This window comes from Pseudomonas sp. N-137 (assembly GCF_034555295.1).
In the GTDB taxonomy this organism is placed as follows: domain Bacteria; phylum Pseudomonadota; class Gammaproteobacteria; order Pseudomonadales; family Pseudomonadaceae; genus Aquipseudomonas; species Aquipseudomonas rhizophila.
Window position 1 is genome coordinate 53,633 of sequence record NZ_JAXUDQ010000004.1, and the last position, 26,548, is coordinate 80,180.

At 59.1% G+C, this 26,548-nt stretch carries 25 protein-coding genes; 20 read left to right on the plus strand and 5 right to left on the minus strand.

Annotation, left to right across the window (positions count from 1 at the left end; all coding sequences use genetic code 11):
- Positions 1-101: 101 nt before the first annotated feature.
- Both T3A99_RS00635 and T3A99_RS00640 read left to right on the plus strand, forming a co-directional pair.
- Positions 102-3,818 (plus strand): calcium-binding protein, encoded by a 3,717-nt coding sequence (locus tag T3A99_RS00635; protein ID WP_322833858.1) that lies wholly within the window; start codon positions 102-104, stop codon positions 3,816-3,818.
- 266 nt (positions 3,819-4,084) lie between these two features.
- Positions 4,085-5,491, plus strand: a complete 1,407-nt coding sequence (locus tag T3A99_RS00640; protein ID WP_188252399.1) for a hypothetical protein — start codon at positions 4,085-4,087, stop codon at positions 5,489-5,491.
- Between the two features lie 97 nt (positions 5,492-5,588).
- Here T3A99_RS00640 and uraH read toward each other — a convergent pair whose 3' ends face one another.
- Positions 5,589-5,942, minus strand: a complete 354-nt coding sequence (gene uraH, locus T3A99_RS00645; protein WP_139049414.1) for a hydroxyisourate hydrolase — start codon at positions 5,940-5,942, stop codon at positions 5,589-5,591.
- Between the two features lie 412 nt (positions 5,943-6,354).
- Here uraH and puuE point away from each other — a divergent pair, with 412 nt between their 5' ends.
- The 6 genes from puuE (at position 6,355) to T3A99_RS00675 (ending at position 12,143) form a co-directional block, all read left to right on the plus strand.
- Positions 6,355-7,296 carry an allantoinase PuuE gene (puuE, locus tag T3A99_RS00650; protein ID WP_076383794.1) on the plus strand — a complete coding sequence of 314 codons (942 nt, stop codon included), beginning with the start codon at positions 6,355-6,357 and terminating at the stop codon, positions 7,294-7,296.
- Complete coding sequence (gene uraD, locus T3A99_RS00655; protein ID WP_047229635.1) at positions 7,293-7,808, plus strand: 2-oxo-4-hydroxy-4-carboxy-5-ureidoimidazoline decarboxylase; 516 nt, start codon at positions 7,293-7,295, stop codon at positions 7,806-7,808. The genes puuE and uraD overlap by 4 nt, the downstream gene beginning before the upstream one ends.
- A gap of 67 nt (positions 7,809-7,875) precedes the next feature.
- Complete coding sequence (gene alc / locus T3A99_RS00660; protein WP_188252397.1) at positions 7,876-8,871, plus strand: allantoicase; 996 nt, start codon at positions 7,876-7,878, stop codon at positions 8,869-8,871.
- Positions 8,872-8,992: 121 nt separating this feature from the next.
- Positions 8,993-9,496 (plus strand): ureidoglycolate lyase, encoded by a 504-nt coding sequence (locus tag T3A99_RS00665; RefSeq protein WP_047229637.1) that lies wholly within the window; start codon positions 8,993-8,995, stop codon positions 9,494-9,496.
- 52 nt (positions 9,497-9,548) lie between these two features.
- On the plus strand, positions 9,549-10,850 hold the full coding sequence (locus tag T3A99_RS00670; protein ID WP_107321761.1) for a urate hydroxylase PuuD: 1,302 nt from the start codon (positions 9,549-9,551) through the stop codon (positions 10,848-10,850).
- A 507-nt stretch (positions 10,851-11,357) separates the two neighbouring features.
- Complete coding sequence (locus T3A99_RS00675) at positions 11,358-12,143, plus strand: outer membrane protein OmpK (RefSeq protein ID WP_107321760.1); 786 nt, start codon at positions 11,358-11,360, stop codon at positions 12,141-12,143.
- Positions 12,144-12,217: 74 nt separating this feature from the next.
- Here T3A99_RS00675 and T3A99_RS00680 read toward each other — a convergent pair whose 3' ends face one another.
- Complete coding sequence (locus T3A99_RS00680; protein ID WP_047229640.1) at positions 12,218-13,378, minus strand: patatin-like phospholipase family protein; 1,161 nt, start codon at positions 13,376-13,378, stop codon at positions 12,218-12,220.
- Between the two features lie 35 nt (positions 13,379-13,413).
- Positions 13,414-14,346 carry a lipid A biosynthesis lauroyl acyltransferase gene (locus T3A99_RS00685; protein ID WP_092458595.1) on the minus strand — a complete coding sequence of 311 codons (933 nt, stop codon included), beginning with the start codon at positions 14,344-14,346 and terminating at the stop codon, positions 13,414-13,416.
- A 118-nt stretch (positions 14,347-14,464) separates the two neighbouring features.
- On the opposite strand from T3A99_RS00685, the gene minC reads away from it, so the two are divergent.
- The 6 genes from minC to T3A99_RS00715 all read left to right on the plus strand — a co-directional run bounded on the left by minC (position 14,465) and on the right by T3A99_RS00715 (position 19,162).
- Entirely contained in the window at positions 14,465-15,202 is a 738-nt protein-coding gene (minC, locus tag T3A99_RS00690; RefSeq protein WP_047229642.1) for a septum site-determining protein MinC, read from the plus strand.
- 200 nt (positions 15,203-15,402) lie between these two features.
- Positions 15,403-16,215 carry a septum site-determining protein MinD gene (minD, locus tag T3A99_RS00695; protein ID WP_042728954.1) on the plus strand — a complete coding sequence of 271 codons (813 nt, stop codon included), beginning with the start codon at positions 15,403-15,405 and terminating at the stop codon, positions 16,213-16,215.
- Positions 16,215-16,469: a cell division topological specificity factor MinE gene (gene minE, locus T3A99_RS00700; protein ID WP_003179111.1), complete on the plus strand. Its 255-nt coding sequence runs from the start codon at positions 16,215-16,217 to the stop codon at positions 16,467-16,469. Before minD ends, minE begins: the two co-directional genes overlap by 1 nt.
- 105 nt (positions 16,470-16,574) lie before the next feature.
- Positions 16,575-17,210, plus strand: coding sequence for an RluA family pseudouridine synthase (locus T3A99_RS00705; protein WP_018612476.1), 636 nt, complete (start codon positions 16,575-16,577; stop codon positions 17,208-17,210).
- Between the two features lie 207 nt (positions 17,211-17,417).
- The gene (locus T3A99_RS00710) at positions 17,418-18,707 is read left to right on the plus strand and encodes a M18 family aminopeptidase (RefSeq protein WP_107321759.1); all 1,290 of its coding nucleotides are present in this window, start codon (positions 17,418-17,420) and stop codon (positions 18,705-18,707) included.
- Between the two features lie 272 nt (positions 18,708-18,979).
- On the plus strand, positions 18,980-19,162 hold the full coding sequence (locus T3A99_RS00715; protein WP_047229644.1) for a hypothetical protein: 183 nt from the start codon (positions 18,980-18,982) through the stop codon (positions 19,160-19,162).
- A 7-nt stretch (positions 19,163-19,169) separates the two neighbouring features.
- On the opposite strand, the gene T3A99_RS00720 is transcribed toward T3A99_RS00715, so the two are convergent.
- The gene (locus tag T3A99_RS00720; protein WP_047229645.1) at positions 19,170-19,901 is read right to left on the minus strand and encodes a UTRA domain-containing protein; all 732 of its coding nucleotides are present in this window, start codon (positions 19,899-19,901) and stop codon (positions 19,170-19,172) included.
- Positions 19,902-20,250: 349 nt separating this feature from the next.
- Between T3A99_RS00720 and T3A99_RS00725 the strand changes: the two genes are divergently transcribed.
- The 6 genes from T3A99_RS00725 (at position 20,251) to T3A99_RS00750 (ending at position 25,653) form a co-directional block, all read left to right on the plus strand.
- Positions 20,251-21,318 (plus strand): ABC transporter substrate-binding protein, encoded by a 1,068-nt coding sequence (locus tag T3A99_RS00725; protein WP_047229646.1) that lies wholly within the window; start codon positions 20,251-20,253, stop codon positions 21,316-21,318.
- A 213-nt stretch (positions 21,319-21,531) separates the two neighbouring features.
- Entirely contained in the window at positions 21,532-22,338 is an 807-nt protein-coding gene (locus T3A99_RS00730; RefSeq protein WP_047229647.1) for an alkaline phosphatase family protein, read from the plus strand.
- Positions 22,339-22,343: 5 nt separating this feature from the next.
- Positions 22,344-23,180 carry an ABC transporter permease gene (locus T3A99_RS00735; protein ID WP_160893164.1) on the plus strand — a complete coding sequence of 279 codons (837 nt, stop codon included), beginning with the start codon at positions 22,344-22,346 and terminating at the stop codon, positions 23,178-23,180.
- Positions 23,167-23,967 carry an ABC transporter permease gene (locus tag T3A99_RS00740; protein ID WP_047229649.1) on the plus strand — a complete coding sequence of 267 codons (801 nt, stop codon included), beginning with the start codon at positions 23,167-23,169 and terminating at the stop codon, positions 23,965-23,967. The genes T3A99_RS00735 and T3A99_RS00740 overlap by 14 nt, the downstream gene beginning before the upstream one ends.
- The gene (locus T3A99_RS00745; protein WP_047229650.1) at positions 23,964-24,953 is read left to right on the plus strand and encodes an ABC transporter ATP-binding protein; all 990 of its coding nucleotides are present in this window, start codon (positions 23,964-23,966) and stop codon (positions 24,951-24,953) included. The genes T3A99_RS00740 and T3A99_RS00745 overlap by 4 nt, the downstream gene beginning before the upstream one ends.
- 46 nt (positions 24,954-24,999) lie before the next feature.
- Positions 25,000-25,653 (plus strand): HAD family hydrolase, encoded by a 654-nt coding sequence (locus T3A99_RS00750; RefSeq protein WP_047229651.1) that lies wholly within the window; start codon positions 25,000-25,002, stop codon positions 25,651-25,653.
- A gap of 104 nt (positions 25,654-25,757) precedes the next feature.
- On the opposite strand, the gene T3A99_RS00755 is transcribed toward T3A99_RS00750, so the two are convergent.
- Positions 25,758-26,546, minus strand: a complete 789-nt coding sequence (locus T3A99_RS00755) for a DUF2182 domain-containing protein (protein ID WP_047229652.1) — start codon at positions 26,544-26,546, stop codon at positions 25,758-25,760.
- Between the last annotated feature and the right edge of the window lie 2 nt (positions 26,547-26,548).

The window sequence follows — 26,548 nt, forward strand, 5'->3', positions numbered from 1 at the left end:
AGGCTTTCGCAAAACGTAGAAACAACCCATCGATATACACCCCGCCAGGAAGCATCTTACATATAGGGCCACTCAATCATCGTTGAACAAGGACGTTCACAATGGCCCAGATTTTCCAGCCCGGCCCGGTGCCCGAGGACTATGCCGTAGTCATTACCGACTTAGGCGTGCCTACAAATAAGCACACCATCGAAACACTCGATTTCAAGACTGCCGATGGGACGCAGCTGAGTCCGGAGCACGAACATAGACAAGCCCAACTCGAAATCGTCGATAGACTTTACGGCCCGCTGCACATCGGTTCCGTGACTGTCACCCGTTCAGCCCTGGATGCGTTAGGCGCAACCACCGATGGACAGCCGCTGAACGGCGACAATACTTTTTTCCGCAGCCCCAATCGTTTTTTCGTGAACTCGTTACAGTTCAACGCAAACAATATTGAAACACGGCTCAAACTGACCGCCGACGCAAACGACTATCGGCTGCCCACGTTGCTGTTTGAAATGGCGAGCCAGCGCTCACCCGCCGCGCCCCCATTATTGAGGCAAACGCCTGAAACACAGGCCGAACCCGCCAGCCATCGGAGCACGCTGGAAAAACTCCTGAAATCGGCCCAAAGGCTCGATATACAAGGGCTTAGCCATGGAGCATTCAGTTGGGCAAATACAACCAAGAGCAATATCCTCATCCCTACAGGACTTGGACTTCAGGCCTTCGGAATCTATAGCGGTCTGCGCGGCCTGCAAGACGCCATCCGTAACAAGGACTCCTACCAGACCATTTTCAATGGGACCAGCGTGGCCGCCGAAGTCGCTTCAATCGGTGTCGAAGCTGCGGTGACCAGACAAGCCTCTCAGATGATCAGGGCCGGCCAACGCTCCCTCGAGGGCTTTGCCAAAACGACCTTTGCCACGCGCCTCGCCCGTGGAAGTGGGCTGATTGCCAGCGTCCTGACACTTCCTTTCGATATCATTGCTGCGGTTGATTCTTTCAAGGCGGCTGCCCACGCCACTGGCAAAGAAGCCACCGACCACTATGTCAGCGCAGCCTTGAGCGTCACCAGCGCCGCGATGACCTTAACCATTGGCATAGCGGCGCTGGCGGGATTTGGTTCAGCCGGTCCAGTGGGCCTTGCCGCCGGACTTATCCTGGTGGTTGGCTCACAAATCTGGGGCGCGGTTCGTCAAGTCGATGACATCGACGACTATATAGAACTCACCGTGCACGAGCGTCTGCGCACCGGTTGGTTGGCCTTCTGGGCAATGGGCCCTGATAAAGATATCCAGGATCGCTACACCATCGCCAAGGCTACCGCCGAACATACAAAGCTGCTGCAGGCCAATGCCTCGCACTTGCTCAAAGGCCCACTGAAAGACAGCACTGAGGCAATCGTAAACGGTACATTCAGCGTGGAACTCGAACCGGTGCCTTACAACACCTGGAACTGGTGGACCGGTGCCAGGTACCGGGCGACGACAGTCCGTCCGAAGATCAAAGACAACGACGACCGGATCGATGCGCGTAAAGGCGTTACGGCTCAGACGCCCGGCGCAGTCATTGAAACGTCGGCCGAACATAAAGCTATCCATTGGTACATCGGCGGCGGCAACGACATCGTTGAAGGCGTCGAAAACAAGCCAAACGTCTTTCACTACGGGGCGGGCGTTAAAAAACTGACCGGGGGCACAAAAGACGACGTGTTTATCTTTGAAGGCTCCACGGAAACCCTCAGTGAAACGTCAGCAAATAACCTGGTGGGTGGCTTGGGCAACGACACCGTGGTGTTGTCGGGCCGTAGCAGCAGTCATCAGGAGCCGCGTCTGGGTTACCAGGTCGACCTGGACGCCGGGCAAGTGTCCATCATCACTCAAAAAAGTCATGACACGCAGAGCAAGCCTCATCGCCATGCGGACCTTGAAAGCATTGAAAACGTAGAAATTCCCGAGGGTGGTGCCAACATCATCAAGGGGACAGCCGGCCCAAACATCATCAGGTCCCGCGGCAACGATTCAATCGACGCCGGCGCGGGAGATGACCGAATTTTCATTCTCAATGGAAATAACCGCAACGCAGACGGCGGACCGGGTGAGGATATCTATGCCATCGCTCATAAACCCGGCCACGTTTCCATCACCGAAAATGGTGTGGACAATAGCGTCATCGCACTGGACTGGAGAGCTGACCTGATTGAAAGCTGGCGAATTGAAGACGGTCATCTGGTCATTACTTCATGCTTTGATGCAAGCGACCGGGAGTTTCGCAAAGTCACCATCAGGGAAGTCTATGAAGACTCTGCTTTTCCAAGAGCCTTACAAAACAACAGACTGACGTTCATCACCCAGGATGGCTACCATTTGGTACCCGACCTGCCCGATACGATCGAATCCAGCAGCCCGCTCGACATTGAAACAGTTGTGGTGCAGCCAGGCACACCCCGCAACCCGGCTATCCTGCCTGATCGAAGCGAGCAGCCGATCAGCCATGACAAAGACACCAGCTACTATGTTTCACATCTCAATGAACTGACCACACTCAAGGTCAAACAAAAAAGCGAATTTTCCACCACCCTTCATCTTAACTACGCCAACGCCGAGCTGACCCGTATCGAGGCCTACTACAAGGCTCATGTCACTCAGAAAGATGAAGGGGACAGCATCAAATATGGCGAATGTGGCCTGACCTTGCACTTTGGTGTTCGCCAAGTCGTATTGAAAAATCTGGCAAGTTCCGATGAGCGCTATAGCGCGCAAAACGCGAAGACCGGTCGGCGTGCATTTTCCGCCCTCGGTTCGCATCATACTTTTATCCTCACCCTGAACGACGGCTCGTCGTACCGTATGGTCCAACCCTCGCCCGACTATGGCCTGTTGCTGGACGAAACATTCATAGGGAAAGATCCGGTGGAATGGAAAACAGACGTTCCATTGCCATTGACGCCTACCAAAAAGAAGTACGCCTATCTACAACCCTTGGACAAAAAACCTTATTACATGCGCAGTTGGGCAACCTGCGCCCTGCTGACATCGCCCACGGAACAAACGGGTATCGAAGTCCTGATTGGCGAAGGCGCCACCTACCTGGTTCACCTGAGCCCGAACATGACGTTACGCCTGTCCACGCCAGGTGCATTGGCCGGCGCCAATCCTCGGTTACCCCGTGCCTCCCTATGGGAGTTGGATGCCACGCGCCTGGGCCAAGTCGAGATAAAACTGTCCTCCAACCTGCTGCAAATAGGTGGAACCACCATCCATCTTCCCGTCTATGAAGCTGATGACCTTGTCGACCCGATACGAGTCATCACTGCACAAGGCGTTGTTCATGCTGTCGACAGCCTGTTTGAGCGGGTTTATGTAGAAGCGCTTGATGGCCGGTATTTTGCCCCGCTCACTGACCCCAACATCCCATTGCCCAGCGAACTGTCGAGCCTGACATCCGAAGAACTGAAGGTTCTTCACGTTGCTGTCAAAGATGGGTCTCCCGGCACACTGAGCTACAACCTCAGAACCCGTAAATGGATCCTTGACACCGATAAGTCCCGAGTCATTGAGGCGGCGAACCTGAGAAAAACAGACCTGTGTGACCACGCCCTCAAGATCTATCAGGATCTGGCCCGCGAGGGGCTCAATCAGACACCGCCCCTGGGTGATGACACACTTCGTCTGTTGCGGGAAAAATGCGTGGAGCTGATAGAAGGCTTCACTTTGGACAACTCAGTGATGTTTGCGCGGGCGTTAGCGCTGAGCGCAGTCTTCGGCATAAGGCTCTCGCAATTGAGCTGGTTCCTCTCATTGGCTGAGGCGTCTCCCGAACCTACCTGACCTTGAAGAACGTCTTCGACGGTTTCTTTCACACGCCATACATATGTAGTGCACCTGTCTGCTGGTTTTCCACGAACATCCTGGAACCCAGGGCCTGTCAGCCTCCGGCTCTACGACAGGCCATTAGCTTGATACCTACTTGAATCATCAATATTCAAACTCAAGAGCAGACATTTTCAATGAGTCCAAGACGAAACACCCGACCCACGCTTACAAAGTCGTCCCCTGATACGCCTCACTCCAGTCGCGATACGTCACTGGACACAATGCTCGGCAATCCCCTGAGAGGCGCAGAAACCGATCAGGCGTCCGGCTCGCCAACCGGACGACAAACTGAAGCGACTGAATCGCAGCGCCCGACCGTTCAGGTATCCGAAATCGCATCCGCGACAGCCATCAGTGATGGCTCCCTGTCGGTATCGCTGGACAATTATTACCTTTCCCCTGAGCTGGTCCCCCTGTTATCGGAGCCAGACGCAACCTCTGGGATCCGCACGTTCAAGACACGCACCTACGTTGAGCTTGCAGAGGGAGGGACGGTGCTGCTTGGTCGCGACTCCGAACAGAACTACAGAGCCCGATCAGGCACTGAACTTGTTGCCTCCGGACCACGCCTGGAACAAGTGGAGGGCAGCCTTCTATGGCGTCCAACTGCGCACCGCGACGTGACGCACCACAGTGATTCCAATCTCCCGCCTACACGGGCATTCAGGAAAAACTGGGGGGTTGACCCAAGATTCACGCTGTCCGAATTGATCACCATAAACAATGTTCACTATAAGGTGGTGACACGTACCGACGCGCGAGAATCCCCGATCACCTACATTCAGTCACCCGCTCATCCCATCTATGATTTTGACTTGCTGGAAGCCACCCTCAGGCATATGCCTGACGAGCAACCCCGAGGCGCAATACAAGTTCCGCCGGACAACCATTGGGAAATTGACGCCAGGCTACCCTTTGAAAAAACACTGACGGCCTACGTCAGGGATTTTTTTCCAGAAGTCACGACCGTCACCCTGGAAAATATCGCAAGAAGGCAATTTGAACTCAGCAATGATTCGCCGTTCGCCGACTCTGCGGGTTTGACCGCACTCCGGCAGATTTACAGCAGTTGGGAAAACGCGACCCACTCGCCACATCCGCAATGGTCCGATCCACTGTTGATGCTTCCAATTCTTCCAACCTCTTCGGCGTCCCGAGGCGCTGCCCGCTCGATAGCCTTGCCTAACCCCTTCTCAACAGGAATATTGAATCGGTTGGATTTTGATCCCCTGCGGTTCCAGCGACAGTGGCTTCTTTATCTGACGTCGTACTCGCCAGTGGAATTCAAACGCTTTATGGCCGCCCTTCTGACGCGTAATGGCTATACAGTCATTGAGCCCAACTCTTTCAACAGTTTTCCCGCTTTGGTATTTCGCCGCACAGGGCATGACTATGTATTTTTCATGAGCCTGCACCGCACCAGAATTCCGAAGATTTCCCTACCCATGTATATGGATCCCAAGACAGCCGAGCTGCGCCTGGAAACCCAGGTTGGCGGAGTCGCTGCGAAAGCCGTCAACGATGCCCACAGTGCCAATAAAATCATCTGGCTCAAGGGCGGTACTGAAATCCGTCCCGGCGTTGCAGACACGATTTTTATCATCCGGGATGACAATTCCAGGCTGTAAATACATGGCCCAAAAAAAAGCCCGCAGTGTGAGCGGGCGAAAAACCAAAGAAGCTACATGCGCAGTCGCTTCCAGGACAAGGCAACTGCTTGGGGGATCAGCTGCCTCGATACGTTGAGTAGGCGTAGGGCGAAATCAGCAGGGGCACGTGGTAATGCTCCTGCTCGGCCGAAATGCCGAAGCGCAGCACCACCACATCCAGGAACGCCGGCTCGGACAGCTGGACGCCACGGGCACGGTAGTAATCGCCGGCATGGAATTGAATCTGATAGACGCCGCTACGGTAGTCATCCCCTTGCAACAACGGTGCATCGCAACGGCCGTCGCTGTTGGTCAGCGCGCTGGCGACCAATTGCAGTTGCGTACCTTCGACGCGGTACAGCTCGACTTTGATCGAGCTGCCCGGGCAGCCGTGCGCGGCATCCAAAACGTGAGTAGTCAAACGTCCCATTGATTGTGCGCGCCTCGCTGCAAGCAGTTCGGCCCGACGCCTCCTGAATCAGTTGAAAGACAGGCCGCACCGTTTCGGAGCACGAAACGCTGCGGCGATGAGCGAATTAAGACACTTTAAATGAAAATTGTACACAATAAAAAACAGAAATTTATCGCCTGCCATATTCGAGAAGGGTTCAGACCCGATCAGTAATAAAACCAACAGACACACAGGATTGTCATACCTTAGCTGACCAAATGGGCAGGTTTCTTGCAGTGTAGACACGCCAGAGGCAGCAGTGAAAAATGCAAAAAATCAGGCTTACAAAGTGCGCATAAAGTTGTATACAATCAACCCATCGCTGTGACGCCAGCCTGTGATTCATCGCCCAGGCGCCACCTACATGGTTCGAACAAGAAGGAAAACTGCAGTGAGCGCTGACTACCCACGCGACCTGATCGGTTACGGCAGTAACCCTCCCCATCCTCAGTGGCCGGGCAACGCCCGCATCGCCCTGTCTTTCGTGCTCAACTACGAGGAAGGCGGCGAGCGTAACGTGCTGCACGGAGACAAGGAGTCCGAAGCGTTTCTCTCGGAAATGGTTTCGGCGCAACCGCTGCAGGGCGAGCGCAACATGAGCATGGAATCGCTCTACGAATATGGCAGCCGCGCCGGTGTCTGGCGGATCCTCAAGCTGTTCAAGGAATTCGATATTCCGCTGACGATCTTCGCGGTGGCCATGGCTGCCCAGCGCCACCCGGATGTGATCCGTGCCATGGTCGCCGCCGGTCACGAGATCTGCAGCCATGGCTATCGCTGGATCGACTATCAATACATGGATGAAGCCCAGGAACGCGAGCACATGCTCGAAGCGATCCGTATCCTCACCGAAATCACCGGCGAACGTCCGTTGGGCTGGTACACCGGCCGCACAGGCCCCAACACCCGCCGGCTGGTCATGGAAGAAGGCGGTTTTCTCTATGACAGCGACACCTACGACGACGACCTGCCCTACTGGGAACCGAACACCCCCACCGGCAAGCCGCACCTGGTGATTCCGTACACCCTGGACACCAACGACATGCGCTTCACCCAGGTCCAGGGTTTCAACAAGGGCGACGATTTTTTCCAATACCTCAAGGATGCCTTCGACGTGCTGTATGCCGAAGGCAGCGAGGCGCCGAAGATGCTTTCCATCGGCCTGCACTGCCGCCTGATCGGCCGGCCTGCCCGTCTCGCGGCCCTCAAGCGGTTTCTTGAATACGCCAAGGGTCATGAGCAGGTCTGGTTCAGCCGTCGCGTCGACATCGCCCGCCACTGGCAGCAGACCCACCCACATCCGGGCGCTTTGAAATCAGGGGCTTCGAAATGACCGCATTCCAGACCCTCAAGCCTTCGACCTTGAGCCGCGAAGCGTTCGTCAAAGCCTTCGCCGACATCTACGAACATTCGCCGTGGGTGGCCGAAAAGGCTTTCGACCTGGGCCAGGACCCATCGATCGACCAGATCGAAACCCTGCACCAGCGCATGAGCGACATCCTGCTGTGCGCCGATCACGCCAGCCAACTGGCGCTGATCAACGCACACCCGGACCTGGCCGGTAAAGCCGCCGTCCAGGGCCAACTGACCGAGGCCAGCACCAACGAACAGGCTGGCGCCGGTATTCACCAATGCTCGAGCGATGAGTTCCAACGCTTCACCGAGCTGAACGAGGCCTACAAAGCCAAGTTCAAGTTTCCCTTCATCATGGCGGTAAAAGGCAGCAACCGGCATCAGATCCTCGCGGCGTTCGAAACGCGCATTCACCACTCGGCAGATACCGAGTTCAAATGCGCGCTGGCAGAGATCAACAAGATCGCGTTGTTCCGATTACTGACTCTTTAGCAAGCAGCCCTGAGGCCCAGGCCCCTGCAAGCATCCCCAGCCAACTTATTAAAGGCAGACAAGAAGAATGAAAGCTTACGCCGTACCCTTCGAGAAGTTCGTCAACCTGGCCGACGCCCGCCTGGGCACCAAGATCATTTCGGTCACCGATGACTGGTTCGCCGACGCCAACCGTCTGTTCCAGCCGACTCCGGCCGTATGGAAGGAGGGCGTGTTCGATGACAACGGCAAGTGGATGGACGGCTGGGAGTCGCGCCGCAAGCGCTTCGAAGGCTACGACAGCGCGGTGATCCGCCTGGGCGTGCCGGGTTCGATCAAAGGCGTGGACATCGACACTTCATTCTTCACCGGTAACTACCCGCCGTCGGCGTCCCTGGAAGCCTGCTTCCTGACCTCCGGCGAGCCAGACGAACATACCCAATGGACTGAAGTGCTGTCGGCCGTGGAACTGCAAGGCAACAGCCACCACTACCATGAAATCAGCAATGACCAGGCCTTCAGCCACCTGCGCTTCAACATCTACCCCGATGGTGGCGTGGCCCGCCTGCGGGTCTACGGCATTCCGTACCGCGACTGGTCGGCTGTGGGCGACAACGAACAGATCGACCTCGCCGCGGCCCTCAATGGCGGTCGCGCCCTGGCCTGTTCCGACGAACACTTCGGTCGCATGAGCAACATCCTCAACCCCGGTCGCGGGGTGAACATGGGCGACGGCTGGGAAACCGCCCGACGTCGCACCCCGGGCAATGACTGGGTGATTGTCGCCCTGGGCCATGCCGGCGAGGTCGAGAAAGTCATCGTCGACACCCTGCACTTCAAGGGCAACTACCCGGACAGCTGCTCGATCCAGGGCGCGTTCGTCAAGGGCGGCACCGACAGCCAGATCGAAACCCAGTCGCTGTTCTGGCGCGAATTACTGCCCAGCCAGAAACTGGAAATGCACGCCGAACACACCTTCGCCGAGCAGATCAAGGCGTTGGGGCCGATCACCCACATCCGTCTGAATGTGTTTCCGGATGGTGGGGTGAGTCGCCTGCGGGTGCTTGGCAAGGTGTCGAAATAAGAGTGAACCCGAATCGCGAGCAAGCTCGCTCCCACATTTGAAATGCATTCCCCTGTGGGAGCGAGCTTGCTCGCGATGGCGGCACAACAAACAACACAGAATTCAAGGTAAGAAGACCAGCATGCGCACACTCAAGATCGAACCGTTGACCAAAGAAGCCTTCGCCCCGTTCGGTGACGTGATCGAAACCGACGGCAGCGATCACTTCATGATCAACAATGGTTCGACCATGCGCTTCCATCGCCTGGCGACGGTTGAAACCGCCGAGCCGGACGACAAGGCGATCATCAGCATCTTCCGCGCCGAGGCGCTGGAGATGCCGTTGACCGTACGCATGCTGGAGCGCCATCCGCTGGGCAGCCAGGCTTTCATCGGGCTGCTCGGCAACCCCTTTCTGATCGTGGTCGCGCCACTTGGCGATGTACCTGTATCAGGCTTGGTCCGCGCCTTCGTCACCAACGGCAGGCAGGGCATTAATTACCATCGCGGCGTCTGGCACCACCCGGTGCTGACGATCGAAAAGCGGGATGACTTCCTGGTGGTTGATCGCAGTGGCACAGGCAATAACTGCGATGAGCATTTTTTCAAAGAGGATGAGTTGTTGATCCTCGCCCCCCACCAATAAGAGAAGCGTCCGATCACGCGAAAACAAGCGTGACGGGCGAGAGGTAAAGACTGTGGAAGCACATATGCTGGAATGGCTGAACCTGAGCGTGCGCTGGGTTCATATGATCACTGGCGTGGCCTGGATCGGCGCGTCGTTCTACTTCGTCTGGCTGGAAAACAACCTCAATCGCGTCAACCCTAAAAGCGGTCTGGCCGGTGATTTGTGGGCCATCCACGGTGGCGGCATCTACCACCTGGAAAAATACAAACTCGCGCCGCCGTCCATGCCGGACAACCTGCACTGGTTCAAATGGGAAGCCTACTTCACCTGGATGTCGGGCGTCGCCCTGCTGTGCCTGGTATTCTATTGGAACCCGACCCTGTACCTGCTGGCACCGGGCAGCAGCCTGAGCGGGCCCGAAGGCGTCGCCCTGGGCATCGGCTCGTTGTTCGTCGGCTGGTTCGTGTATTCCTTTCTCTGCGACTCGGCCCTGGGCAAACGCCCTGCCCTGCTCGGCCTGATCCTGTTCGTGCTGCTGATCGCCGCGGCCTACGGGTTCAGCAAGGTGTTCAGCGGTCGCGGTGCCTACCTGCATGTCGGGGCGGTCATCGGGACGATCATGGTCGGCAACGTGTTCCGCATCATCATGCCGGCCCAACGCGCGCTGGTGGCGGCCATTGCCGAGAACCGCACGCCGGATCCGGCGCTGCCGGCCAAGGGCCTGCTGCGCTCGCGCCACAACAACTACTTCACCCTGCCGGTGCTGTTCATCATGATCAGCAACCATTTCCCGAGCACCTATGGCAGCCAGTACAACTGGTTGATCCTGGCCGGGATCGCCGTGGCGGCGGTGTTGGTGCGGCACTATTTCAATACCCGCCACGACAGCAACAAGTATGCCTGGACGCTGCCGGTCGGCGCTCTGGCGATGATCTGCCTGGCTTATGTCACGGGTCCAAAACCCATGACCACAGCGCCGGAAGTCGCCAAAACCCCTGGTGTGATCGAGTACCAACCGTTGCCGGAAACGGCGGTGGGCGGCGGCGCAAAACCGGCGACGGCAGCGGCCGCACCGGCATCGACGCCGGCCCAGACCGCCAATGCCCAAGGCCCTTCGTTCGAGAAGGTCCACAGCGTGATTCAGGAGCGCTGCTCGGTCTGTCATTCGGCCAAACCCACCAGCCCGTTGTTCAGCGCCGCGCCGGGCGGGGTGATGTTCGATACCCCGCAGCAGATCCAGCAACAAGCCGCGCGCATCCAGGCCCAGGCCGTGGCCACGCAGATCATGCCCCTGGGCAATATCACCCAGATGACCCAACAGGAACGCGACCTGATCGGCGCGTGGATCAGCCAGGGGGCGCGGACCAACTGAGTCCCGCCGACATCAAACCTGACATCACCCGCTACACGTAATACCGCTGACAGGCAGACCGGCACACGACCGGTCGCCCGTCAGCGACTGCCTGCGCCTCAACAATAAAAACAAGAGGAAAGCACCAGATGACCCAGCCCCGCCATCACGCCCCAAATTCGCCACGAATGCGCCGTTGCAGGGCACTTGAGCCCATGAATGCAGGGCCGTATCCTGCGCGGCCGTTTGAGTCCGGTGCCGCGTAAAACCAGCAGATCCTGACCGATACGCCAACTATTGCAGTGTTGGCAGATATCGGCTTGCGCTGAACACACTTTTTCGAGCGTTTCAAACCACTGAACAAGCCATTTTTCCGATTTATCCCGGTCTTGGCTCAGCTCTTGCTGTCAGCGCTTGCCACAAACAAAAAGCTGACCGAACGGATGGTTTTTCCGTAGAAAAAAGCGCCACACCAGAGCGCTGATCTTAAAAAAAATGCAGTACCACTTACCTTTGGGAGCAAACCGAATGAAACATACGTGCACCAGCCTGATACTTGCGGGATCTTTGCTGACCGCTGGCCAAGCGATGGCCGACGAGCTGTTCCAATGGCAGAACAACAGCCTGACCTACCTCTATGGCAAGGACTTCCAGGTCAACCCGCGCATCCAGCAAACCGTGACCTTCGAGCACGCCGATGCCTGGAAATACGGCGACAACTTCTTCTTCCTCGACCGGATTTTCTACAACGGCCAGGACGACAGCAATTCCGGCCCGAACACCTACTACGGTGAGTTCAGCCCACGCCTGTCGTTCGGCAAAATCTTCGACCAGAAGCTGGAACTGGGTCCGATCAAAGATGTGTTGCTGGCCATGACCTATGAGTTCGGTGAAGGTGACAACGAGTCATACCTGATCGGTCCGGGCTTCGACCTGGCGATTCCCGGTTTCGATTACTTCCAGTTGAATTTCTACAACCGCCAGACCGAAGGTCCGCGCGCTGGCGACAACGTCTGGCAGATTACACCGACCTGGGCCTACACCCTCCCGGTGGGCTCATCCGACATCCTGATCGACGGCTTCATCGACTGGGTGGTGGACAACGACAGCAACTCCAAAGGCACCTACCACGCCAACCTGCACATCAACCCGCAGATCAAGTATGACTTGGGCAAGGCACTGAAGCTGGGCGCCAAACAGTTGTATGTGGGTGTGGAATACGACTACTGGAAGAACAAATACGGGATCGAAGACAGCGAAGGCTTCAAGACCAATCAGAGCAATACCAGCTTCTTGCTGAAGTATCATTTCTGATCCACATCGATCCTCGATGCTCAGGGAATCTTGTGGGAGCGAGCCTGCTCGCGATGGCGCTGGAGACTACTGCATCACCCCGCCGTCACCCGCAAGAACCGGCTTAACTCCTCGCGCTGGGCCAACGCATCCTGGCGTCCCAGCTCGATCAGTTCACTGCAATAGCCCGCTTCGAACAGCAGATAACTCAGTACCCCGGCGCCGCTGGTCTTGGTCGCGCCCGGCCCGCGCAGGAACATGCGCAGCGCGCGGGGCAATTCCAGGCGATGGCGAGCGGCGATTTCGTCGATCGGCTGGCTCGGCGAAATCACCAACACCTCCACCGGCGCCGCGCCCAGCGCATGAGCCGGCACGTCATCGGGCAGCAGATGACTGAAGCCATTCAGACGCTCCAACAACTCGATGTCGCTTTCCAGGCTGTCAATGAACGTACTGTTGAGCATGTGACCACCGATCTGCGCCAGGGTCGGTTGCTGGCCGGTGTAACTGCGCTGCAACGGCTCTGGCGAACCAAGGCCACGCGGATTGCCGCTGACCCCGATGACCAGCACGCGATTGGCCCCCAGGTGCAGGGCCGGGCTGATGGGAGCCGATTGACGCACCGCGCCGTCGCCGAAATATTCCGGGCCGATCCTGACCGGCGCGAATAGCAGGGGGATCGCCGAACTGGCGAGCAGGTGTTCCACCGACAACTGGGTCGGCACGCCGATGCGCCGGTGCCGCAGCCAGGATTCGATGGTGCCGCGGCCCTGGTAGAAGGTCACGGCCTGGCCGGACTCATAACCGAACGCAGTCACCGCCACGGCCCGCAGTTGCTGCTGCGCGATGGCCTGTTCGATGCCCGAGGCGTGGAATTGAGACTGGAGAAGTTCACGCAACGGGGAACTGTCGATCAGCGCCACTGGTAACCGGGCGCCCAGGCCTAGCAGGCTGTGGCTGATAAAACGTGTCGCCTGGGCAATCACGCCCCACCAGTCGCTGCGCATCACCTGATGGCTGCGCACCGCTTGCCAGAAGGCAGTCAGGCGCTCGATGGCCGTTTTGAAGTCCATCGCCCCGCTGGCCAGGCTGACCGCGTTGATTGCCCCGGCCGAGGTGCCGACAATCACCGGGAACGGGTTATCCGCCCCGTCCGGCAACAGTTCGGCAATCGCGGCCAATACCCCCACTTGATACGCTGCCCGAGCCCCGCCGCCGGAAAGAATCAAACCTGTCACCGGTTCAAGTGGGGTCATCGCAACGCTCCGTGTTCATTAAGTGGACTACAGGCTTAACCGCGTTTGTCATACAGCTTCGGCTCGCCCGGCGGACGACTCTTGAAGCGCCGGTGAGCCCAGAGGTATTGCTCGGGGCATCTGCTGACCGATTGCTCCACCCACCGATTGATACGGATGCAATCGGCCTCTTCGCTCTCCCCTGGAAAATCTTCCAGCGGCGCCTGGATCACCAAACGGTAACCACTGCCATCAGCCAGGCGTTCCTGGATGAATGGCACCACCCGTGCCTTGCCCAGGCGAGCGAACTTGCTGGTGGCCGTGACCGTCGCGGCCTGGATTCCGAACAGTGGCACGAAGACGCTTTGCTTGGCGCCGTAGTCCTGGTCCGGCGCATACCAGATCGCCCGCCCCGCCCGCAGCAGCTTGAGCATGCCACGCACGTCGTCACGTTCCACCGCCAGGGAATCAAGATTGTGCCGCTCGCGCCCGCGACGCTGGATGTAGTCAAACAGCGGGTTCTTGTGCTCGCGGTACATGCCGTCGATGGTGTGCTGCTGGCCGAGCAATGCCGCGCCGATTTCCAGCGTGGTGAAGTGCAGCGCCATCAGGATCACCCCTTTGCCCTCGCGCTGGGCCTGCTTGAGATGCTCCAGCCCTTCGACATGGGCCAGCTTCGCCAGGCGCGAGCGCGACCACCACCAACTCATGGCCATTTCGAAGAAGGCGATACCGGTGGAGGCAAAATTTTCCTTGAGCAGGCGCTTGCGCTCGGCAGCGGACTTTTCAGGAAAACACAGTTCCAGATTGCGCTGGGCGATGCGCCGTCTGTCGCCGGCCACACGATACATCAGCGCACCCAATACACGACCGGCGCGCAGCAGCAGCGGATAGGGCAGCTGAACGATTAGCCACAACAGCCCCAGACCGCACCACAGCAGCCAGAAACGCGGATGAAAAAATGCAGCTCGAAAACGCGGGCGATCCATTACAGCTTCCATAAAGACATGGGCCGCGCATTCTACATCGTTCGACCCGGCTTGCGGCCCGGGGACGATCTCGTTATAAGTCTCGGCACTTTTAGTGACAAGCCGTTGTACGCCGACCATGAGCCAAACCGAATCGCTAGACCAAGATCCCGTGTTCCAGCTGAAGGGCAGCATGCTCGCCATTACGGTGCTGGAGCTGGCCCGCAACGACCTGGAGAGCCTTGACCGGCAGTTGGCGGCAAAAGTCGCCCAGGCCCCGAATTTCTTCAGCAATGCCCCGTTGGTGCTGGCGCTGGACAAACTGCCGGCCGGCGAAGGTGCCGTGGATCTGCCGGGCCTGATGCGGGTTTGTCGCCAGCACGGCCTGCGCACCCTGGCGATCCGGGCCAGCCGTATCGAAGACATCGCCGCAGCCATCGCCGTGGACATTCCGGTGCTGCCGCCCTCCGGCGCCCGGGAACGGGTGCTGGAACTGAGCCCGGTCGAGACCAGGAAAAAGCCGGAAAAGCCACCAGAACCGACCATCAAGCCGACCCGAGTCATCACCTCTCCGGTACGTGGCGGGCAGCAGATCTATGCCCAGGGTGGCGATCTGGTCGTGGTGTCCTCGGTCAGCCCGGGCGCGGAACTTCTGGCCGATGGCAACATCCATGTATACGGCCCGATGCGTGGCCGTGCCCTGGCCGGTGTCAAGGGCGATACGAAAGCCAGGATTTTCTGTCAGCAGTTGAGCGCTGAACTGGTCTCTATCGCCGGGCAGTACAAGGTTTCCGAGGATCTGCGTCGCGACCCGCTGTGGGGGGCCGGTGTCCAGGTCAGCCTGTCGGGCGACGTGTTGAACATCATTCGGCTTTAACGGATACTGCCGCATTTTCCAAGCATCTCTAAAACGTAGCGAAAACGGCTTAAACGACGTAGGAAAAAGGATAAGGCAGTGTTTACCGGAGGTAGACCCCGTCCCGCATCCGATTCCAGCCAAGCCTGTCCAATTGCAGCAGTTTCAAGAGATGTTTTTCAGGGGCTGAAAAAGTCCTTTTTCCTTAGGGGTGAAACACCTTGGCCAAGATTCTCGTGGTTACATCCGGCAAGGGTGGTGTGGGTAAGACCACCACCAGCGCCGCTATCGGTACCGGCCTCGCTCTGCGCGGCCACAAAACAGTCATCGTCGACTTCGACGTCGGCCTGCGTAACCTGGACCTGATCATGGGTTGCGAGCGTCGCGTGGTCTATGACTTCGTCAACGTGGTCAACGGTGAAGCGAACCTGCAGCAAGCCCTGATCAAGGACAAGCGCCTTGAGAATCTGTACGTGCTGGCCGCCAGCCAGACCCGCGACAAAGACGCGCTGACCCAGGAAGGCGTGGAAAAAGTGCTGATGCAGCTCAAGGAAGACTTTGAGTTCGTGGTGTGCGACTCCCCGGCCGGTATCGAGAAAGGTGCCCACCTGGCGATGTACTTCGCTGACGAAGCGATCGTCGTGACCAACCCGGAAGTCTCGTCGGTACGCGACTCCGATCGCATGCTCGGCCTGCTGGCGAGCAAATCCCGTCGCGCCGAGAACGGCGAAGAGCCGATCAAGGAGCACCTGCTGCTGACCCGCTACAACCCGCAACGGGTCAGCGATGGCGAAATGCTGGGCGTCGAAGACGTCAAGGAAATCCTCGCTGTTACCCTGCTGGGTGTGATTCCTGAATCCCAAGCGGTACTCAAGGCCTCCAACTCGGGTGTGCCGGTGATTCTCGACGATCAGAGCGACGCCGGTCAGGCGTACAGCGATGCGGTCGATCGCCTGCTGGGCAAAACCGTAGAGCATCGATTCCTCGATGTAACGAAGAAAGGTTTCTTCGAGCGCCTGTTTGGAGGTAGGTAATGAATCTTTTTGACTTCTTTCGTGCCAACAAAAAGCCAAGTACCGCCTCGGTCGCGAAAGAGCGTCTACAGATCATCGTGGCGCACGAGCGCGGCCAGCGCAGTACCCCTGATTATCTGCCAGCCTTGCAGAAAGAACTGGTGGAAGTGATCCGCAAGTACGTCAACATCGGGTCCGATGATGTGCATGTGGCGCTGGAAAGCCAGGGCAGTTGCTCGATTCTGGAACTCAATATCACCCTGCCGGATCGCTGATCGATCCTGCAGGTGCCCACGGCGGCTCCGGGTCCCAAAGTCCTTCCCACAGGGTTAGGAAAAAGGGCCCGAGCCGCCGTTGGCGTTTGTTACGAGACTGTTTGAATGCCCCTGTCCAACATCCGCATCATCCATCAGGACGCCGCCGTCCTGGTGGTCGACAAGCCGACCCTGCTGCTGTCCGTGCCCGGCCGGGCCGACGACAACAAAGACTGCCTGATCACCCGCCTGCAGGAAAACGGCTATCCGGAAGCGCGAATCGTGCACCGGCTGGACTGGGAAACCTCTGGCATCATCCTGCTGGCCCGGGATCCGGACACCCATCGCGAACTGTCTCGGCAGTTTCATGACCGGGAAACCGAAAAGGCCTACACAGCATTGTGCTGGGGCCAACCGGAGCTGGACAGCGGCAGCATCGACCTGCCCCTGCGCTACGACCCGCCGACCAAACCGCGCCACGTGGTGGATCATGAGCAGGGCAAGCACGCCCTGACCTTCTGGCGCGTGCTGGAGCGTTGCGGCGACTGGTGCCGGGTCGAACTGACGCCGATTACCGGACGCTCGCACCAGTTGCGCGTGCACATGCTGTCCATTGGTCATCCGCTCCTGGGCGACGGCCTCTACGCCCACCCCCAGGCCCTCGCTGCGTGGCCACGGCTGTGCCTGCACGCCAGCATGCTCAGCTTCACCCACCCGCAAAGCGGCGAACGTCTGCGCTTCGAGTGCCCGGCGCCGTTCTGAGGCATCGCGTCGCCCCCATCGCGAGCAGGCTCGCTCCCACATTGGATTGCAGGCTTACACAAGTTTTGTGTTCACCCTGAGTCCCCTGTGGGAGCGAGCCTGCTCGCGAAGGGGACGGCACATTCAACGCGTATATCAATCACTGGCCACCCTCCTCATCGCCCCCCAATACGGTAAACTCCCGCGCATTGCTGTCTGGAGTTATTTATGCGCGAAGAGTTGAACCAAGGCCTGATCGACTTTCTCAAGGCCTCCCCCACCCCGTTCCACGCCACCGCCAGCCTTGCCCAACGTCTGGAGGCAGAGGGTTATCAGCGTCTTGACGAACGCGAGACCTGGGCCACCGAGGCCAACGGTCGTTACTACGTCACGCGCAACGACTCTTCAATCATCGCTTTCAAGCTGGGCCGCACCTCACCGCTGCACGACGGCATCCGCCTGGTTGGCGCCCACACCGACAGCCCCTGCCTGCGGGTCAAGCCCCAGCCGGAACTGCAACGCCACGGGTTCTGGCAACTGGGCGTGGAAGTTTATGGCGGCGCCCTGCTGGCGCCGTGGTTCGACCGCGATTTGTCCCTGGCCGGGCGCGTGACCTTCCGCCGCGATGGCAAGGTCGAAAGCCAGCTGATCGATTTCAAGGCGCCGATCGCCACAATTCCGAACCTGGCCATCCACCTCAATCGCGAAGCCAACCAGGGCTGGGCGATCAACCCACAGAATGAGCTGCCACCGATTCTCGCCCAGTTCGCCGGTGACGAGCGCGTCGACTTCCGCGCCGTGCTCACCGATCAACTGGCCCGCGAACACGGCCTGAATGCGGACGTGGTGCTCGATTACGAGCTGAGTTTCTACGACACCCAAAGCGCCGCGCTCATCGGCCTGCATGGTGATTTCATTGCCGGCGCGCGCCTGGACAATCTGCTGTCGTGCTACGCCGGCCTGCAAGCCTTGTTGAACGCCGACACCGAAGAGACCTGCGTGCTGGTGTGCAACGACCACGAGGAAGTCGGCTCTTGCTCGGCCTGTGGCGCCGATGGTCCGATGCTGGAACAAACCCTGCGTCGTTTGCTGCCTGAAGGTGAAGAGTTCGTACGGACCATCCAGAAATCCCTGCTGGTTTCCGCGGACAACGCCCACGGCGTGCACCCCAACTACGCCGACAAACACGACGCCAACCACGGCCCGAAACTCAATGCCGGGCCCGTGATCAAGGTCAACACCAACCAGCGCTACGCCACCAACAGCGAAACCGCCGGGTTCTTCCGTCACCTGTGCATGGCCGAGGAAGTACCGGTGCAGAGCTTCGTGGTGCGCAGCGACATGGGCTGCGGCTCGACCATCGGCCCGATCACCGCCAGTCAGTTGGGTGTACGCACGGTGGACATCGGTTTGCCGACCTTCGCCATGCACTCGATCCGCGAGCTGTGCGGCAGTCATGACCTGGCGCACCTGGTGAAGGTGTTGAGCGCGTTTTATGCCTGTCGTGAGTTGCCGTAACCACAGCAGCACCTGTTTGAACCGGGAAATGCTTACCCCTGTGGCGAGGGGATTTATCCCCGTAGGGCTGCAGAGCAGCCCTTTGCCCAGTCACCGCAATACTTCACATGTCAGTAACGGCCCAAGTGCGTCTGCTGCGCAGCCGAGCGGGGATAAATCCCCTCGCCACAACAGTGCTCGCCTCCGGATTGGGGGGAGCCATGACATACATCATCACACCCCGGCAAAACCCCAACTAGACTGACCTTATCCCCTCCGACAAGGCCGTCGCCATGATTCCGATGTCTGCGTTCAATGCCATGCTGGTGCCCATCATCGCCGGCATGATCCTGCTGGCCATCGGCTTCAACTTCCGAGACAAGAACGTCGGGGTGTTTGCCATGTGGATCGGCATGTTGTTGATCCTCGCCACGGTGGTGTTCAGGATCCTGGCCAAACTCAACGAGTCGATCTGACCTCACCTCAGGCAGCCGACGGTTGCTCCGGCACGTCCACCCCCACGTGAATCGCATCGTGACGCCAGAACTCCAGGTCACAATCGATCAACCGCTGATGCTGGTCATAATTGACCCGGGCAATCCGCAAGCCAGGGCTGCCAACCGAGACTTTCAACGCCGCCGCCGCTTCAGGCTGTAGCGAGGTCGGCACAATCTCGAACTTCACCCGGCCGTAGTGCAAGTCGTAATGACGGGCGTACAACTCGGTGATGGACTGATTGAGGTCGAATTCGAGGATGTCCGGGAAGTACTGCGGGTTCAGGTAGTGCTCGACATACAGCACCAGCCGCTCATCGATACGCCGCACGCGGCAGATCTGGATCACACTGGACAGTGCCGGCAATTGCAACCAGGCACACACTGCTGCCGAAGCCGGCTGCAGACGGGCCGAGATCACTTGAGTGGAAGGCACTCGCCCCTGGGCAGTCACCATGGCGTGGAAATGGCTGCGCTGCATCAGGTTATAGGCCAAGCGTGGCGGCGAGACAAACCAACCACGGCGCTCCTCGCGATAGATCTGCCCCTGGGCTTCGAGCTGTAACAGCGCTTCGCGCACGGTGATGCGTGTGGTGCCGAACAATTCACTGAGCTTGCGCTCGGCCGGCAACTTGCTACCGGGCGCCAGCAAGCCATGGTCGAGCTGCTCCTGCAGGACTTGCCCAATGGTTGTCACCGCTTTGGTTGTCTCGATGCGCATCAACGTTACCTATCTGGACTAGACCAGCACTCTTTCGGGGCGAAATCGATGGAGCATCCATCCGTTTCTCATGCTTGCAAGCCTAGGCACTGCACATGACTGATAGATGACAGAACCGCCGAACGGTTCATTGCCATCCCTGCAAGTTAGCGGCCAACTCCTTGCAGATCAGCCGGTTAACCATGGTCTACGCTTAGTTGGCAGCCACTTTGCCCCCGCCTGACACATGCCGGCATCTCCTGCACCGACATCAAAATGTCACAGGGCTCGCCTACATTGGCTCAGGTATTGCTGACCTAGACCAACACAACCGCAATCGCAGCGTTGAAAACGCCCATAGGAGCTTCGGATGAAACAGTTTTTCCTGGCATCACTGTTAGGCTCGACCATTGCCATGTGCACTGTTGCCATGGCCGCTGACACCGATTTGAAAACACTGGAAGCCGCTGCGAAAGCGGAAGGCACCGTGAACAGCGTCGGCATGCCCGATGACTGGGCGAACTGGAAAGCCACCTGGGATGACCTGGCCAAAATCTATGGCTTGAAACACATCGACACCGACATGAGCTCGGCCCAGGAAATCGCCAAGTTCGCCGCCGAGAAAGACAACGCCAGCGCCGATATCGGTGACGTCGGCGCAGCTTTCGGCCCGATCGCGGTCAAGCAAGGCGTGGTTCAACCCTACAAGCCGAGCACCTGGGAACAGGTTCCGGACTGGGCCAAGGACAAGGACGGCAACTGGGCCCTGGCCTACACCGGCACCATTGCTTTCATCGTCAACAAGAAGCTGTTGCACGGCTCCGAAGTGCCAACCAAATGGGCCGACCTGAAAACCGGCAAATACAAGGTTTCCATTGGTGACGTGAGCACCGCCGCCCAAGCCGCCAACGGTGTGCTGGCAGCGGCCCTGGCCAATGGCGGCAACGAGAAAAACGTTCAACCGGCCTTGTTGATGTTCGCCGAGATCGCCAAGCAAGGGCGTCTGTCCATGGCCAACCCGACCATCGCCACCATGGAGAAAGGTGAAGTCGAGGTCGGCGTGGTCTGGGACTTCAACGGCCTGAGCTACAAGGCCAAGATGGCCAACCCGGATGATTACGTCGTACTGATTCCATCCGACGGCTCGGTCATCTCCGGCTACACCACCATCATCAACAAATACGCCAAGCACCCGAACGCCGCCAAACTGGCTCGCGAGTACATCTTCAGCGATGCCGGCCAGATCAACCTGGCCAAGGGCAACGCCCGTCCGATCCGCGCCGAGCACCTGACCTTGCCTGAAGAGGTCAAGGCCAAGTTGCTGCCCAACGAGCAGTACAAAGGCGTGACCCCGATCAAGGATGCGGATGCGTGGGAAAAAACCTCCAAGACACTGCCGCAGAAGTGGCAGGAAGAAGTGATCATCAATATGGAGTGAGGCAATAGCTCCCGCTGGAAATCCACTGGAGATCCAATTGTGGGAGCGAGCACTGTGGGAGCAAAGCTTGCTCGCGATGAACGATGACACGGTCTTGCAGTTGAACCGTGTCGCCTTCATCGCGAGCAAGCTCGGCTCCCACAGAAGCTGGCTTCCACATCAGGTCCCTGGTGAATCCGAGTTTCCTGGTATCTGTCCGGAGTCCCGCTACCCATGAAGCACAACGTCATCCTGGTGGTGCTCGACGGCCTCAACTACGAGGTCGCCCGGCATGCCATGGGGCATTTGCAGGCCTATGTCGGCGCAGGACGCGCGGCGCTCTACACACTGGAATGTGAACTGCCCGCCCTGTCCCGTCCGCTCTATGAATGCATTCTCACCGGCGTCGTGCCCCTCGACAGCGGGATCGTGCACAACAATGTCTCGCGCCTGTCGAACCAGCGCAGCATCTTCCACTACGCCACCGCAGGCGGCTTGAGTACGGCAGCCGCGGCCTATCACTGGGTCAGCGAGCTGTACAACGCTTCGCCGTTCGTGGCCGGTCGCGATCGTCATACCGACAACCCCGAGCTGCCGATTCAATACGGGCATTTCTACTGGAATGACCACTACCCCGACTCTCATCTGTTTGCCGACGCCGAACACCTGCGTCAGCGCTACCTGCCGAATTTTTTGCTGGTGCACCCCATGAACATCGACGATGCCGGCCACAAGCACGGCCTCGACACCCCGCAATACCGCAACAGCGCCCGCTCGGCCGACATCAACCTGGCGGTTTACCTGCAAGCCTGGCTCGACGCCGGATACCAGGTGCTGGTGACATCCGACCACGGCATGAACAACGACCGCTCCCACAACGGCCTGCTGGCTGAAGAACGGGAAGTGCCACTGTTTGTGCTGGGCAACGGCTTCAGCCTCAACCCCGACGCCGCACCCCGACAGACCGAACTGTGCGGCACCATTTGCCAGTTGCTCGGCGTTGCCCACGACAAACCCTATTGCCAGGAGTTGCTCAAGTGAATGCCATGACGCGCGGCAAATGGCTGGCAGCGTTGTGCCTGGTGCCCTTCGCGATTTTCTTCATCGTGTTCCAGATCGCGCCGCTGCTTTGGGTGCTGGTCAACAGCCTGGAATCGGAAGAGTTCGGCTGGGGCCTGGCCAATTTCAGCAAGATTTTCAGTTCGAAGTTCTACCGCCAAGCGATCCAGCACAGCCTGGAAATCAGTTTCTGGTCCAGCGTGTTCGGCATCATCATCGCCGTGCTCGGCAGCTATTCCCTGCGTCGGGTCGATTCGCGCCTGCGCAACTTCGTCAACGCCTTCGCCAACATGACCAGCAACTTCGCCGGCGTGCCCCTGGCCTTCGCCTTCATCATTTTGCTGGGGTTCAACGGCAGCATCACGATCATGCTCAAACAGGCGGGGATCATTGAAGATTTCAACCTGTACTCGAAAACCGGGCTGATCATCCTCTACACCTACTTCCAGATTCCCCTGGGCGTACTGCTGCTCTACCCGGCCTTCGACGCGCTGCGCGAGGACTGGCGCGAATCCGCTGCGCTGCTGGGCGCCAACGGCTGGCAGTTCTGGCGGCACATCGGCTTGCCGGTGCTGACCCCGGCGCTGCTGGGCACGTTCGTGATCCTGCTGGCCAATGCGCTCGGTGCCTACGCCACGGTGTATGCGCTAACCACCGGTAACTTCAACGTCCTGCCGATTCGCATCGCCGCCATGGTCTCCGGGGACATCTCCCTTGACCCGAACATGGCCAGCGCCCTGGCCGTGGTGCTGGTGGCGCTGATGACCCTGGTGACCGTCGTCCATCAGTTGCTGCTCAAGAGGAGCTACCATGTCTCGCGCTGAATCGAGCTCTGCCGGGCTATATCATCGGCTGGTGGTGTATTTGCTGTTCGCCATCCTGCTGTTGCCCCTGGCCGGCACGCTGATCTACTCCATCGCCAGCAGTTGGTCGGCCACCGTGCTGCCCAGCGGTTTCACCTTCAAGTGGTACGTGCAGCTGTGGAGCGATCCGCGTTTTCTCAACGCCTTCGGTCAATCGCTGATCGTCTGCGTCGGGGCGCTGGTGCTGTCCGTGGTACTGATCCTGCCCCTGCTGTTTGTGGTGCATTACCACTTTCCAAAGCTCGACGCACTGATGAACATCCTCATCCTGCTGCCCTTCGCGGTGCCGCCGGTAGTGTCTTCAGTGGGGCTGTTGCAACTCTACGGTTCCGGGCCGCTGGCGATGGTGGGCACGCCGTGGATCCTGATCGGTTGCTACTTCACCGTTGCCCTGCCATTCATGTATCGGGCGATCACCAACAACCTGCAAGCCATCAACCTGCGCGACCTCATGGACGCCGCCCAACTGCTCGGCGCCAGCACGTTCCAGGCGGCTTTGCTGGTGGTACTGCCGAACTTGCGCAAGGGCTTGATGGTGGCGTTGCTGCTGTCTTTCTCGTTTCTGTTCGGTGAGTTCGTGTTTGCCAACATTCTCGTCGGCACTCGCTATGAAACCCTGCAGGTGTACCTGAACAACATGCGCAACAGCAGCGGTCACTTCACCAGTGCGCTGGTGATCTCCTACTTCTTCTTCGTACTGGTCCTGACCTGGGCGGCCAACATCTTGAACAAGGACAAAAGCCAATGAGCTACGTCAGCGTCCAACACCTGCAAAAAAGCTATGCCGGCACACCGGTGTTCAGCGACATCAATTGCGAAATCCACAAGGGCGAGTTCGTCACCCTCCTCGGCCCTTCCGGCTGCGGCAAGTCCACACTGCTGCGCTGCATTGCCGGCCTGACCGCGGTGGATGCCGGGCAGATCCTTCTGGACGGACAGGACATCGTCCCGCTGAGCCCGCAGAAACGCGGGATCGGCATGGTGTTCCAGAGCTACGCCTTGTTTCCCAACATGACCGTGGAACAGAACGTCGCCTTCGGCCTGCGCATGCAAAAGGTTGCGACCGAGGACAGCCGCCAACGGGTACTGGAGATTTTGCGGCTGGTGGAGCTGCACGACTTCGCCGCTCGCTACCCCCATCAACTTTCCGGCGGCCAATGCCAGCGCGTGGCCCTGGCCCGCTCCCTGGTGACCCGCCCGCGCCTGTTGCTGCTGGACGAGCCGCTGTCGGCCCTGGATGCACGGATTCGTAAACATTTGCGCGAGCAGATCCGACAGATACAACGCGAACTGGGCCTGACCACGATCTTCGTCACACACGATCAGGAAGAAGCGCTGACCATGTCCGACCGGATTTTCCTGATGAACCAGGGAAAGATCGTACAAAGCGGCGATGCCGAAACCCTTTACACTGCGCCGGTCGATGTCTTTGCCGCCGGCTTCATCGGCAACTACAACCTGCTGGACGCCGACAGCGCCAGCAAACTGCTGCAACGGCCAGTGACCGGTCGCATCGCCATTCGCCCGGAGGCCATTGAACTGAGCCGCAGCGGCGAGCCCGATGCCCTGATCCGCAGCCACAGCCTGCTGGGCAACGTGATCCGCTACCGGGTCGAGGCTCGCGGCGTAGAGCTGGTGGTCGACGTGCTCAATCGTTCCGCCGCCGATTTGCACCCCGATGGCACACGACTGTCACTTTCCATCGATTCGACGGCGCTGTGTGAGGTAGCCTGATGGCTTTATTGATTTTGAAGTTGATTTTGAAAAGGGAAATGCGCTGATGGCCCTGGCAATTTTTGATCTGGACGAAACCCTGATCCACGGCGATTGCGCCACCCTCTGGAGCGAGCAGATGGGGCGCCTGGGCTGGGTCGATCCAGAGTCGTTCATGCGTCGCAACAATGAGCTGATGGACGCCTACAGCCACGGCAAGCTGCGCATGGAAGAATACATGGACTTCAGCCTGGAACCGATGATCGGCCGCACCCCGGAAGAAATCGAACACCTGGTGACGCCGTGGGTGGAAGACTTCATCGAACCGATCATCTTCAGCGACGCCACCAAAACCATCGCCGAACACCGCAAGGCCGGTGACCGGATCCTGGTGATCTCCGCCTCCGGCACGCACCTGGTCAAGCCGATTGCCGAACGGCTGGGCATCGATGAGATCCTGGCGATTGAGCTTGAGGTGAGTCATGGGGTGTACAGCGGCAAGACCGTCGGCACCCTGACCTATCGCGAAGGCAAGATCGCACGGCTGCTGGACTGGCTGGATGCAGAGGAAGAAAACCTTGAGGGCGCAAGTTTCTATTCCGACTCGCGCAACGACCTGCCGTTGCTACAGCGGGTGGACTTCCCTCATGTGGTAAACCCGGATGCGGTGTTGAAGGCCCATGCCGAATCGGCCGGGTGGCCGATTCATACCTGGAAATAAGCCCCTGTGGGAGCGAGCCTGCTCGCGATTGCGGTGTGTCAGTTAAATCAATGCCTGCTGATCCATCGCAATCGCGAGCAGGCTCGCTCCCACACAGGTTTAGCCTATCCCAGCAGCAGCCACAGGCTCCAGCCGAGCAACAACACACCGCAGATACGACTGAGCCAGAGTCCCTGCCGCAGGTTCTTCTCCAGCAGGATGAAGGCACCGATCACTGCCACCCAGAGCAGGTTCATCACGCCGACCACGAATAGCAGGCCCATCAGGGCCCAGCAGCAGCCCAGGCAGTAAGCGCCATGGGCCAGCCCCATGCGCCAGCCGCCGAGCACGCCGGGGCGCCAGTAGCCCAGAAGAAAATGCAGCGGCCCGCGACAATGCTCAAGGCAGACCGCCTTGCTTGGCGACCACTGATAGATGCCTGCGACCAGCAATAAGCCGGCGCCCAGCGCGGTACTGCTGCTGCGCATCCCCGGACTGAGCAAGGCCAGCCGCTCGAGCGCCCATTGCAGCGCCGTGGCGCCCAGGGCGAAACCAACCCAGACCAGGCCATAGGCGCTGCAGAACAGCAGCAGGGCCAGGTGTCGCTGCGGTGCCGGCATGCGCTTGCGCAGCATCTGCTGGTAGATCAGCAACATGGGCAAGGCGCTGGGCAACATCATGCCGATCATCATCACCGCCCACATGGCGAACATCAGCAGCGCATCGCCCAGGCTCCAGGGCATGAGCATACCGGCCATTGCCGCATCGGCCATGCCGCCCGGCGCACTCATGTCACGGGCCATCTGCAGCAGTATCAGCCAGGCCAAGGCGGTCAGCGCGAGCAGGCAGAGCAGGAACAACAACTGCTCGCCTGTCAGTCGCTTGCTCTGCGCCGCCGCCTGGGGTTCTGCCATCT